Source organism: Shewanella fidelis ATCC BAA-318 (assembly GCF_000518605.1).
Classification (GTDB): Bacteria; Pseudomonadota; Gammaproteobacteria; order Enterobacterales; family Shewanellaceae; genus Shewanella; species Shewanella fidelis.
The window spans coordinates 141,464-154,026 of sequence record NZ_JADX01000010.1 but is presented as its reverse complement, the minus strand read 5'-3'; the positions used below and the strand labels follow the sequence as shown (position 1 = coordinate 154,026).

Genomic DNA, 12,563 nt, shown 5'->3' with positions numbered 1-12,563 from the left:
AAAGGCGGCTTGTCAGGCATTTCAAAAGTATTTAAAGGACAGTAAAAATGGCAGCTAAAGAAGTATTATTTGGTAATGACGCACGCGTAAAAATGCTAGCGGGCGTAAACACACTGGCTAACGCAGTTAAAGTAACTTTAGGCCCTAAAGGTCGTAACGTAGTACTAGACAAGAGCTTTGGTGCTCCACTTATCACTAAAGATGGTGTGTCAGTAGCAAAAGAGATCGAGCTAGAAGACAAGTTCGAAAACATGGGCGCACAAATGGTGAAAGAAGTTGCTTCTAAAGCCAACGATGCAGCCGGTGACGGTACTACAACTGCAACTGTACTTGCACAAGCAATCGTTACAGAAGGCCTAAAAGCTGTTGCAGCTGGCATGAACCCAATGGATCTTAAGCGTGGTATCGACAAAGCGGTTGTTGCTGCTGTTGCTGAGCTTAAAAACCTATCTCAAGAATGTGCTGACACTAAAGCTATCGCTCAGGTTGGTACTATCTCTGCTAACTCTGACGAGTCAATTGGTGAAATCATCGCAACTGCGATGGAGCGCGTAGGTAAAGAAGGCGTTATCACAGTTGAAGAAGGTCAAGCACTAGAAAACGAGCTAGACGTAGTTGAAGGTATGCAGTTCGACCGCGGTTACCTATCTCCATACTTCATCAACAAGACTGAAACTGGCACTGTTGAACTAGACAGCCCATTCGTATTATTGGTTGATAAGAAAGTATCAAACATCCGCGAATTACTACCTATCCTTGAAGGTCTTGCAAAAACAGGTAAGCCACTGCTTATCGTTGCAGAAGACGTTGAAGGTGAAGCACTAGCAACCCTAGTTGTGAACAACATGCGCGGTATCGTTAAAGTTGCTGCTGTTAAGGCGCCAGGCTTTGGTGACCGTCGTAAGGCAATGCTACAAGACATCGCTATCCTAACTGGCGGTACTGTTATTGCTGAAGAGATTGGTCTAGAGCTAGAAAAAGCGACCCTAGAAGATCTAGGTACAGCTAAGCGCGTAGTGATCACTAAAGATGACACAACCATCATCGATGGTAACGGTGAGCAAGCTCAAATCGAAGCTCGCGTAGCGCAAATCAAGATCCAAGCTGAAGAATCAACTTCAGACTACGACAAAGAAAAACTTCAAGAGCGTATGGCTAAACTTGCTGGCGGTGTAGCGGTAATCAAAGTTGGCGCAGCAACTGAAGTTGAAATGAAAGAGAAGAAAGCACGTGTTGACGATGCACTACACGCAACTCGCGCAGCGGTTGAAGAAGGTGTGGTTGCTGGTGGTGGTGTTGCACTAGTACGCGTAGCAAGCAAAATCAGTGAAGTTGAAGTAACTAACGAAGATCAACGTCACGGTGTAACAATCGCACTACGTGCAATGGAAGCGCCACTACGTCAAATCGCAACTAACGCTGGTGAAGAAGCATCAGTTGTTGCTAACAACGTTAAGAACGGCAACGGTAACTACGGTTACAACGCTGGTAACGACACATACGGCGACATGCTAGAGATGGGTATCCTAGACCCAACTAAAGTAACTCGTAGCGCACTACAGTTCGCTTCTTCAATCGCAGGTCTAATGATCACTACTGAGTGTATGGTAGGCGAGATTAAAGAAGATGCACCTGATATGGGTGGCATGGGCGGTATGGGTGGTATGGGCGGCATGGGCGGCATGGGCATGTAATTTTTGCTTTTTTGCTGGCCTAAATCGGTGATTACGGCGTTGCTGCTCGCTCGTGTAGGTGAACTACACGTCGCTCACAGCGCCTTGTACTAACTCGATTTATCCGGCGCAAAAATAGCAAAAATACTCTGCTGGTCTATAGCTCAAAAGCTTAAACCACTTCTTGTAGAAGAATAGAAAAACCCGAGACTGGAAACAGTGTCGGGTTTTTTAATGGGAAAAATTGATAAAAATACGCAGCTGCTCTTGGCCTAAAAGCTTAAATCACTTCTCGTTGAAGAATTAAAAAGCTTAAAGCATCTATAAAGTGGCCGAATTTAAGCCGAAGCAAAGGTTGATGTATCACTTATAACTTGTCGGCATAGCAACTGGCGAGGAGCAAAATTGTTGTAGAAGCTGAAACTACAGCTACCCATGTCCAAGTATACATATTTCTCCTTTTAGTGATAAAAAGGTAATTTTTTTTAAAATATATATCATTCTCTAGTAGGTTATCTAGATCGTCTGTCGTTAGCACTGATTCATATGTCTTTTTAAGTTGGTTATACATCTCTTTGAAACGCGCTTGATCCTGTTTAGATTCATACCAAGTCAAGCCAAACAAACATGAGAACACTGCGAGTGCGAATATGATCATTGAAACGAACAATGGAGAACCAATAAAACTAAACAAGTCAGAATATGACTTCAGTTCGCTACCTTTTGTGAAGAGCCTAAAAAGTATTGTTGATATTGCAAATGTTGTTACGCCAAGAACACCGGTCTTAATTGAATTTGCAATTTTTTCTGCTACCTCACTTGCCTTTTGAGATGTGACTTGAATCTGCTCGGCTATCTTTTTTGTTGTTTCAATATAACTCTTTACGTCATCTTTTTGAGACAAGATAAAACTAGAGTATGCAGATGCTAGAGCGGATGAGTTTATACTCAATAAGTCTTCAGCATGTAAAGGAATAATGTTACGAGAAATCCCTATCTTATCAACTGTATTTCCTTCATAAATCCATAAATACAGCTCCCACAGCTCACTCGCATCAGTGTGTTTTAATGATTCAAAATCATAGGAACCAGAGATCTCCTTTAGTCCTTTTAAGCGGTAATGTACGCCTTCGGAATTGACGATAGAAAAGTTACTTAAAAAGCTTATTAAATATGCATTATGTAGAGCATTAAAAAGGAGTTGAATTGAAGTAAACTCATTTTCCTGCGTTGCTGTTAGCTTGAAGTGATCTGGAAGTAAAAACCACTCAGAGGCGTTTGCAAAATGGCCTAATGAATCTCTTAGTCGATGAATTTCTTCTGATCTTACTTTATTGAAATGAGACTCTAAGTGTTCAATTTGAAATTCATCTTTTGATATAAAGTGAAAATAGTCTGTGTGCAGTGAAGTTTTGTAGTCGCCAATAAGGGCTACTCCTTTTGCACCGTCGACTCCATAACGTTTAGATATAGCACTTTGAAGCTCTGTTAAGCTAAGGCTCTCCAGATATGATGAGAGTGCATCTAGGGAGTATATGTTATCAAGAAGAATTTTGTCTTTTGATTCAGATAACCGTTTAGAAATAGACAAAGAAACAGATAATTCTTCAAAATTGTCTAATTTTCTGACTTCATAACGTAAACTTTCAAGTTTTTCATCGATTTTCTCAGGAGTGGTATTATTTGAAAATTCAATTGATTCGTCATACTCGTAGAATATTTTAAGCGTAAACTTATCTTGATAATGGCGATATGAATTAAGGAATATAGATAATGAGTCTACATCGCTCTCAACCAAGCTATCTAACTTACTAGATGCAGAGAAGTACGTGAGAGATTCTTTAATATCTTCCCAAGTATCTATTGGATTTTGCCAAATACTTCTCACGCTATCTAACATTATTACTTTTCACTCTCATTTGTTATGAAATGCTCGAAACCTTCATCAGAGAATACAACTATCCCCTTTCTGCCATCTTCTTCATAAGGCTTAATTGTTTCGTCCAAGTTTTCGATACCATCTTTTAAGCTTAATTCAATTTTGTCAGTTAAACTGATTGATGTAGTACGTTTTTTCGCTTTTACATCTTTCATATCGATTTGAAAGTGTGGGTCAAATGCTAATTTCCCTGTTTTTTTCTTAGGTAACTCTCTTAAGCTGTTTGCAAAATCTTTAGCCTGGAAGTTCTCGTCTAAAGGTGAGTGAGCTTCAAATATCGTGGCAATGAGGTCTGAATAAACAACAGTTTTGCCTTGGTTGTTTCTTAGATAGGTGATCAAATGATTACGAAGGGCCAAGTGATCTGCCTTAAATCCTTCATGTTTAACTTTTTTAAGTGCTGTATCGATAGCAGTAAAAGCGTTTGCTGTGTTTATATTATCAGATCTGACTGGGTATATATCTAGAAACTTTATCCAAAATGCATTTGTTCTTGAAACAAATAGACTTGTTGGTTGCCCTTTTTCAAACCTAATTAAAGCTGTGTTTAATGCTTTTTTTTCTGTTGGCAGTCCGTACTCATGTTTAAAGTCAATTACATTTGCGAACTCCTCCTGCTCCATCTTAACAAGGATTAATAAATCAACATTTATATCTGGTTTACAGTGAATAATCAGCAGACTACCGGGAGTCACTTTCTTTCTTAGGTGGTCGATACTCTTTTGAGATACTTGTTGCTGATCTAATAACTCTGCTGAAAATTTGTCACACATTACTCCCCAGTGAGGAGTATGCTCTCTATATGTAAGAAATTCACTTTGAACGAGAGAGGAATCATTAAAGATAAACTCTTGTGCGTTGTTCGCTTCTTGAGTGTGCTTAACCGCTTCTTTAGCAAATTGCTGGAAATTCTGCGTAGAACTCGCATTTCCTTTAAATTCAGCATAGGTACCTTTCTGTATATCGATATGGTAGCAGTTAGTGTTCATATATCGCATAAATAACTTCCTTACACTTTGTTTATATTGAAATATGTAAAAATATAACTCTGAATAAGCCTTACTAGCTCTCAAACCACCCGTTGTTCACAACCACACTCTTGGCAGTTTAGGGTGTAAGTCTCTTTGCTTTTCTTAACTCTTGTATTCTTACTACTGCACTGTGGGCAGGCTTGTTTCATTGGCGTGTTTTTAGTGCATTGTTTGCAATGTATGTAATAGCCGAATTTGCCATACATTGGCGTGTAATTCGTTGATTCTCCGCAATGTTTGCAGCGTAAAACTATCTGAATTGTTTGGCTTTTCCCTGTTTTTGTTTCTGTTTCTGTAAGTGGTGCGGGTTCTGCTACTGCTTGAGCTGGCATGCGTTGAACCGGCACTGTGCTAGCTGCTGGTATTGGTGTGCTTGCTAGTGGTGCGCTGACTTGTTCAGTGGTTGTTTGGCTTGTTGCTTTTGTTGTTTCTGTGTCTGCTGCCGTATTCGGTGCGATATGTTGCTTGATAAGAAATGACGCGACAGATTCTAGTTCTTGTTGACTGAAGTCTGGGCGGGTATCGCTGAAGTTTATTGCCCGCTGAAAGGTGCTTTTTAGATTCATTACCTTGTCGAGTTTATCTACCAGAAACTCAGACTTTATCAGCTTGTCTGATACGGCCTTGGGCATCGACTTTCTATCAATGATGGCATCACTGGATACCGCACACAGGTGATCCCAGCATCGACCTTTGAAGCCTTGTTGCTTAAAGCCGAGCAATTTATCTAAAATCTCACTACGATGGTGCATTAATAATTCGAGTAACAGAGCTTGTTGCAGCTCTACTTGCTTGATGGGCGAGGGCATGCCTTGCCATTTTGCACCAATACTGCGGCTCCATTCTTGTTGCTGGTTGACCTTTACCCGACCTCTGATGCTCTTCGATTCAATTAGAATAAAGCCATAGCTATAAATGATGAGGTGGTCTATTTGTGCGACTTCGTCGTTAAAGCGAAACTTGAAGTCGTTAATGACCAGTACTTGCGGGTGGTCTTTGTAGGCGCGGCGCAGAAAAAATGCCACGTTCTGTTCTTGTTGCTGGCCTGCAATCGCTTGCGCGGATTGCACATTTTGCGGAGATTTGGTCTTTAAAATCATTTATCAATAGCATCCATTCTACTGCTTAGCGATAACCGAATCGCTAGCAGCTTGATAAGTGTTAAGTGCATTTTATCTGCTATTTGGTTGAAAAATCTACTTAAACAAATGGATTTAAGTTGGAGAGGTGTGATGGGAGCGGCTGACTCAAGAGCTGTCTGCGATATTTAGCTCTTGCACCTGAAATTAAAGATATTGAGTTGTAAAAAGCACCGCTAAAAAAGGTTGCTTGTTACAGCAACCCAGCATCAGCATATTAAGCGGCTAAGTCGCCTTCTAAAAGGGCTAACCACGCAATAAACGTACTATTAGGTCTAACAAGTAGATCATAATGAATTCTCCTTAGTTATCGGTGATTCTTTATGTTTGTGCAAAATAGATTCGGCGTTAATTTTGCTGCTTTTTTAACCTAACCAAATCTGGGTGAATTTTCAAATACGCAGAGCCGTAGCAACTGAGTGCAATTAGAGCTGGAGTAAATAGGCGCTAACTCTTACCCAATCGTAACCACACTAATATCTGCCAAAGGGCGCTGTGGTGTGGTACCAAATATTGCTACAACCTGCAGACTTTAGATCTTTAATGAAGTCTTGGTTGATGTGCAGCACATGATTGCTGTCGTAGGCAAATGCATGTTTTTGCTCAACATCTAGCGTATCTAGGGTAGGGAATTGCAACAGCTCTAGGGTTTTATAATCATCAAATACCCTATCGTCGCAGTCGGTGTCGTGCTCTGTGTTGCAATGGTTGCTGCTAAAGTCGAAATCGCTATCCCATAGATCTTTGCCAGCTAACCAATGCTCAGGTAGTTCATCGATAATCTCTTGCCAAAGCACAAAGCGTACGGCGGGATTAAACACGATAAATAGATCGGGGTTGCTAAAGGTGCTGTCGGGTCTTTTTTCTGGCAGTAGGCTGCTAATAATTTCTTGGTTAAATGCAATATACATAGCTAACCTGCCCATGCTTGGTTAAAGTTTTTAATCGCTACAAACTCGATGCCTGTTGGTGAATGGCGCATGATCTGTTCGACAATATCTTTATGAAAAAACGTATGAAAACCCCAAGCGCTATCGCGAAAAACCTGTCTTTTGTAGAGCGGGATCTGCGCCAGCTTGTCGGTATCGATAACCAGTGTTTTCATGCCACTAATGAAGCCACGTTTAAAGCGTTTAAATACGCTCTGTTCATGGCAAATTACATCGAGTTCATGGGCGAGTTGCAGCATCATGAAATCGTGTTCGCCTTGATCAAATAACTTGAGTGGGATCCAGTTGCTGCCATATAGCGGCTCAAGTGCTAGCGAATCAAACAAGCGTTGAGATATCGCAAACTCTGGCTCAAGTAGAATATCGGCAATTACATACTCTTGTTCTGGTTTATGAGTGGCTATAACGGGCACTGGCGCACTTGGATAGGTAAATCGAGTGCTAAATGCCGCCTCTTCAAACTCTTCTGCGACTTCATAGATTGGTGTCGGCTGGTTCTCTCTTATAAAAAAGTAATCACTCATGTTATTAGCTTTAGCCTCCAAAATCTGAATAGCCTTCAGCTGGAATAAACTCCACGCCAGTTAACTTGAGCTTAGTCAGTTGTTCGACCACTGATTTGTGAAAAAACACCTGCTTGTACCAAGCGGGATCAATAAATATCAGTCGTTGTGCTAACTCGACTTGTTGCAATGCTTTCTGGTCGATGTGTAGCCGACGAATACCGCTAATCATCTCATCGCCGTCGTCGTCCTTGCGGTAGCGTTTGATATCGCTACTGACTCTATCTATTGCTTTTAGGTGATTGGCAACCTGTAGCATGACAAACTCATGATTGCCGTTGTGAACCAAATTAATATCGACCCAATTTACCCCTGAGATAGTGTTTAAATCTAAGGTGTCAAATATGCTTTTTCGTAGTGAGAATGCCGGCATTTCAAATACGTCAGGTACGCTGCAGCCCTCTTCAGAATCATATTGGATGACTAAAGGGACCGGCGCTGCGGGAAAAGTAAATGAGTCGACAGGTACGGCATCGATATATTCATCAGCAAAAACATAACAGGCGATACCGACATTTTCTCTGGCAAAGAAGTATTCGCTCAAGACTAACTCCATGTTTTTTAAAATTTAAGCGGCTATGACTTTTGGGAGGTATTTTAACAAACTTATTTTAGCTAAATAAATCTCTAGGTTTTATCTGATTTGAAAATTTGCTGTATGTATTAAAACGATTAGATGTATTTTTAATAGACTATTTTTGCTTGTTGCGTAAGCACAACTTAAGGCGTATTTTTTGATTTCAAACTCTATTATCTAACTGATGAAAATTGACTGTTACATCATAATTTAAAAGGAATTTAATATTGTTAGGCTCACTAATTAAATTGAAACTGCTGTGTGTCGTAGCTTTGCTTCCGTCAACGTTATTGGCTAACGAGTTACACAAAGTTGAAGTTACCGATAGCAACAATTATCAATCGATCATGCCTGTTGCTGCACAAGAGATAAGTTTAAAGCAAGATCCAGCGCTTGTTGCGTATGTATTTGAGCGGGCAAAGTTTGCCAATGTAACAGAGCCGCAATTGTTTATTGAGGTGATGGATTGGGTAGCTAGCCAATGGCAGCATGATGGTCTGAATGAAGCACCAAAAGGCATGAGTTCGCTAGATATTTTAAAAGCAGTGCATCAGCAAGGTGAACGGTATCGTTGTGTTGAATACGGCAAGGTGATGGCCGATATCTTATCTGCAATGGGGCATCATTCTAGGCAGATAGGCTTGCAGTCAACCGACGTGGCCTATGGTGGTTGGGGTAAAGGGCATGTGGCAACAGAGGTATGGTCGAACGATTTAAATAAATGGATTTTCTTCGATCCTCAATTTAGCATTTATGCGCAACACAATGGCGAGTTTCTCAATACCCATGATATGTACCTGCTTAAGCAGCAGGGGAAGTATCAACAAATTTCATTCGTAGTGACTAATAATTTTGCCAAAGCTAATGACGTTAACTTACAGGAGTACTATGACGGTTATAGTGCCTTTTTAGGCAACTATTTTGGTTACCATGTTTCTTCTCAGCTGTTTAACGATAAAAAGCAGAGTACTGTGTTGTTGATGGAGGCAAACAAGCCATTTTTAACCTTTCAAGGCATGGGCGCTAACAACACTAAGCTGTTTACTAAAGAGGTTGATATTGCTTATCCAAAATTGAATCAGACCTTTTTTGCAATGTCGGCTTTACCTAATGCAAGCGGTAGTTTTCAGTCTGTGATGCAGCAACATCAGATTAAATCAGAGCAAGATTATCTTGATAATATGTGGCGTTTTGCCGCGCAAGGGAAAATTAAACTGAGTTTATATAATAATATGCAGCAGTTTTCTCATTACTCGCTTAAAACGGAACAGGGGAAATGGCTTGAGTTGCAATCTGCCGAATACATATGGCAGTTACAACAGGGTGATAACCGCTTAGAGGTTAGGAGCATATCTAAAGAAGGTGTTCGGGGACCAATCACGTTTGTTGAAGCGAGTTTTCAATAGCTAAAAAAATCCCTACTTATCGCTAAGTAGGGATTGTTGCTTCAAGCTATAACTTGATTCGCTTGAAAAGCTGAGGAGTTACTTAGCTTTAGCTGCGCAGTTAAACTCGCCGCTGTAGTCAAAGTTAAAGTGGAACTTAGTAAAGCCTTCAGTACCCGCTTTAGTCTCTTCTGCTTTTTCTGTTGAAAGGCCAGTGATGCCATTGTCTACACAGCGGAATGCTTCATCTAATGTTGCTGATGCAAACCACACGCTGTCAGTGTTAGGTGCAACAAGTTGGAACACTTCAGCATTCGGGAATGCTAAAGCCGTGTCGCCTTCATTTTCAGCTAGCGAGTCTTGTAGGTAGTACTGTACTAATTCACGGTTGTTGAATGCCGCTTCTTCTTTAACAAGTACTGCTTTATCAACACCTGGCATTTTCACGTTAGATGCGCGGTAGTTGTTGGTGATAACGTAAATTTCTGCGTCATCAGCAATTTCAACACCATTATAAGTCAGGCTAGTTAGCTGCTTATTGTCAGTCTCTGTGTATTCAAAGCCATTAATGTCGATGTATTTTGACTCTTGTTCAACGTTAATTGTGTACTTCAGTAAGCCTTCACCAGCTTGGTTAAAGCCACCAAAGAATACGTCAAAGTTGTAGCCTGGGAATGACTCATTCAAGAAACGCTCACCAGCAGCTAAAGGTAGGCTGTTGTATGCGTTTGAGTTAACCCACTCGATCCAGTTCTTCATATCAGAACCAGTCATTTTTAATACCGCAGGGGTGTTGTTATCAAATACATAGATATCAGCAACAGAGGCGTTAGTTAGTTCGCCTTCTTGAATGTTGGTGTAATCTTGTGGACCGTTACGGCCAGACTTAAATGGCGCAGAAACTGACAAGAAGATAGCGTCGTCAGCAGCATCGGCAAACACACCTTCAGCTTTCCACTTCATCAACTGATGTAGTTGTGCTTCGTTAACCACTTGAATCGATAGATCCGGTACCACTTGTGGGAAGAAGCTGTTCATGTTTACATCGATGTCAGCGATTGAAGCAGACATATAATCGATTGTGCCTTGGTGCTCATCAGCAACTAAGTCTTCGATAATACGATTTGAGCTGTTAGGAATAAGCGAGCGTAATGTTGAAGTCGATTTAGAGTGGTCAACGTCCCAAGTTTCGCCGTCATCTTTGGTTGTTAGCGTTAGGTCAATCACACCTAGCTTAGCGCCCCAGAAACCAGGCATAACCGCTGGAATACCGTTGATTAAACCAAGCTCAGCATCAACACCTTCGATTTCGCCATATTCACCTGTGGTATTTGGGAATTCACGGTGATCGTGACCAAACATGATGGCATCAATATCGTCAACATAGGCAAGGTGTAAGGTTGCGTTTTCGGCAAACTCGTCGTTATTGTCATTTAGACCAGAGTGAGGGATCGCAACAATAATGTCTGCGCCTTCTGCTTTCATCTTAGGTACATAATGCTCAGCAGTTTTCTTGATGTCAGACACCATCACGTTGCATTTTAGTAACGACGCATCCCAACCCATAATGTTTGGTGGAGTAAAGCCGATAACACCCACTTTAACGATATAAGATTCACCGTTGCTGCTCTTAAATTCACGATCTAAGATCACGTATGGATTATATTTATGTTCTGCTGTTTCATAGAACTCTTCAGTAATACGCACTTCACACTCATCTGCAGCATCACTGACTTTTTCTAGCGAGTTATCAACTTTCCATACGTTAGCGCTAACATACGGGAACTCAGAACCTTTAAGTGACTCATCTAGGTAATCTAGACCATAGTTAAACTCATGGTTACCTAAGTTAGCTGCGTCGTATTGCAGCTCATTCATCGCTTTATAAACAGGGTGAGTGTTTTCTTTAACGTGCTCAGTACCTAATGACGCCATGTAGTCGCCCATTGGACTACCTTGAATTAAGTCACCGTTATCAAATAGCATGCTGTTTTCTACTTCGTTACGAGCCGCTTCGATAACTAAAGAAGTACGAGCTAAACCCCACTCAGGTAGTTGAGTTTCGTTCACTTCTTGGCTAACAAAGTAGTTGTATGGCATCACGTTAGTGTGAATGTCAGTGGTTTCCATTAGACGTACACTGATGGTTTGATCACTTACGTGATTGTTATCGTCATCAGAGCTGTTACAACCCACTAGTGCCGCTGCAATGCTTGAAACAAGCAGAAGCTTTTTAGTACTTAATTTCATGTTTACTCCCATAATCATTTTTATATTTTTTAATTAAAATTAATAACAGCACTTAAGGTATTAATAGGGACTTAAGTGATGGTGGAAATATGAGCTGGTTATTGTGTGTGTACTTAAATTTGGGGGGTAAATTAATTAAAATTAATGAGGAAGTAAAGTGAACTATATATGTCAGTTTTTAAGTGTTAATTGGCGTTTTTAATAATTAATTTTGCAGATATAACACTAGTTGGTAATAAAATTAAATATAGAGTAATGATGGGCTGTTATTAATGTCTTTTTATGGTTTTTCTATACTCATGTTTATGCAGATTTGCTTATTGATTTGCAACTGTTTAACGTCTTTTCTGTTTTGCTTTTTCCTTTTTGTTTCAATGTTTTCAAAATGTAACGCTGGGTTTTGTTAGCGGAGTTTAGCCTGTTAATCGCCTAGATAGTTCACTGCACAGAACAGCATTTTAATCATGCTGGATAAGCTTTTTTAAAACAGTAATCTAAGCTCATAAAATAAATTTTAAATCTTAATTTTTACTTAGCTGATTGTGCATCTAAAACATTTGTTGAACAATAAAGTCGCGTTGCTTTAAATGAATTAATTATCGATTATCTATAATGTTTTATGGCGAATGATCTAAAAATATCATTTTTGGATGTTAATGAGTTTTACTGCTGGTTTATTAGCTTTTTTGCTTGGTAAAAATAATTTAAATACAGTCAGGTTAGATCTTGCTATTAACATTTGTTTGTTGAATTTAAATATTCAGCAACAGCCAAATTCCATCATTTTATCGCGTCAGCTCAATTATCCAGTGTGAGTAACAGGCCTGCGTGATAGTCTGGCAATGGGGTTATTTCTGGCTGATAGCGATTTGCAGTTAAACTGAAAATGATGCCGTTAGTTTAAATGCTTGAAATTAGCTTAAAATTAAAATAATTCACTAGCTACTAATATTTGCTGCAACTTACGTGCTAGTTAGCGCGGTTTTTATTCGACTTTCGTATGTGTTAAAATATCGCCCCTTTTACGGCCTCAACCTTTACAAAGTTGCTCTAAGT

The 12,563-nt window shown here is 40.0% G+C and carries 9 protein-coding genes; 2 read left to right on the top strand and 7 right to left on the bottom strand.

The genetic code is table 11. The features are described from left to right. The first annotated feature begins 47 nt into the window (after positions 1 to 47). Positions 48 to 1,694: a chaperonin GroEL gene (gene groL / locus L884_RS0105435; RefSeq protein ID WP_028766535.1), complete on the top strand. Its 1,647-nt coding sequence runs from the start codon at positions 48 to 50 to the stop codon at positions 1,692 to 1,694. Between the two features lie 346 nt (positions 1,695 to 2,040). Here the strand turns inward: groL and L884_RS0105430 are convergent, their stop codons facing one another. From L884_RS0105430 to L884_RS0105405, 6 genes are all read right to left on the bottom strand, one after another. Then, positions 2,041 to 3,573, bottom strand: coding sequence for a hypothetical protein (locus L884_RS0105430; protein ID WP_028766534.1), 1,533 nt, complete (start codon positions 3,571 to 3,573; stop codon positions 2,041 to 2,043). A gap of 2 nt (positions 3,574 to 3,575) precedes the next feature. Further along, a complete protein-coding gene (locus L884_RS0105425; RefSeq protein WP_028766533.1) occupies positions 3,576 to 4,610 on the bottom strand; it encodes a nucleoid-associated protein in 1,035 nt (344 codons plus the stop codon). A gap of 71 nt (positions 4,611 to 4,681) precedes the next feature. Further along, on the bottom strand, positions 4,682 to 5,743 hold the full coding sequence (locus tag L884_RS0105420; RefSeq protein WP_028766532.1) for a nuclease-related domain-containing protein: 1,062 nt from the start codon (positions 5,741 to 5,743) through the stop codon (positions 4,682 to 4,684). A gap of 512 nt (positions 5,744 to 6,255) precedes the next feature. Continuing rightward, complete coding sequence (locus L884_RS0105415) at positions 6,256 to 6,693, bottom strand: hypothetical protein (RefSeq protein ID WP_028766531.1); 438 nt, start codon at positions 6,691 to 6,693, stop codon at positions 6,256 to 6,258. Between the two features lie 2 nt (positions 6,694 to 6,695). Further along, a complete protein-coding gene (locus tag L884_RS0105410) occupies positions 6,696 to 7,256 on the bottom strand; it encodes a hypothetical protein (protein WP_028766530.1) in 561 nt (186 codons plus the stop codon). Positions 7,257 to 7,266: 10 nt separating this feature from the next. Next, complete coding sequence (locus tag L884_RS0105405) at positions 7,267 to 7,839, bottom strand: hypothetical protein (protein WP_028766529.1); 573 nt, start codon at positions 7,837 to 7,839, stop codon at positions 7,267 to 7,269. Between the two features lie 260 nt (positions 7,840 to 8,099). Here L884_RS0105405 and L884_RS0105400 point away from each other — a divergent pair, with 260 nt between their 5' ends. Then, on the top strand, positions 8,100 to 9,278 hold the full coding sequence (locus L884_RS0105400) for a transglutaminase domain-containing protein (protein ID WP_028766528.1): 1,179 nt from the start codon (positions 8,100 to 8,102) through the stop codon (positions 9,276 to 9,278). A 78-nt stretch (positions 9,279 to 9,356) separates the two neighbouring features. On the opposite strand, the gene L884_RS0105395 is transcribed toward L884_RS0105400, so the two are convergent. Then, a complete protein-coding gene (locus tag L884_RS0105395) occupies positions 9,357 to 11,507 on the bottom strand; it encodes a bifunctional 2',3'-cyclic-nucleotide 2'-phosphodiesterase/3'-nucleotidase (protein ID WP_028766527.1) in 2,151 nt (716 codons plus the stop codon). Between the last annotated feature and the right edge of the window lie 1,056 nt (positions 11,508 to 12,563).

Excerpts from the sequence above, each read along its gene's own strand:
- L884_RS0105430 (WP_028766534.1), bottom strand. The coding sequence starts at position 3,573 with ATGTTAGATAGCGTGAGAAGTATTTGGCAAAATCCAATAGATACTTGG.
- groL (WP_028766535.1), top strand. The coding sequence starts at position 48 with ATGGCAGCTAAAGAAGTATTATTTGGTAATGACGCACGCGTAAAAATG.
- L884_RS0105395 (WP_028766527.1), bottom strand. The coding sequence starts at position 11,507 with ATGAAATTAAGTACTAAAAAGCTTCTGCTTGTTTCAAGCATTGCAGCG.
- L884_RS0105410 (WP_028766530.1), bottom strand. The coding sequence starts at position 7,256 with ATGAGTGATTACTTTTTTATAAGAGAGAACCAGCCGACACCAATCTAT.
- L884_RS0105420 (WP_028766532.1), bottom strand. The coding sequence starts at position 5,743 with ATGATTTTAAAGACCAAATCTCCGCAAAATGTGCAATCCGCGCAAGCG.
- L884_RS0105415 (WP_028766531.1), bottom strand. The coding sequence starts at position 6,693 with ATGTATATTGCATTTAACCAAGAAATTATTAGCAGCCTACTGCCAGAA.
- L884_RS0105425 (WP_028766533.1), bottom strand. The coding sequence starts at position 4,610 with ATGCGATATATGAACACTAACTGCTACCATATCGATATACAGAAAGGT.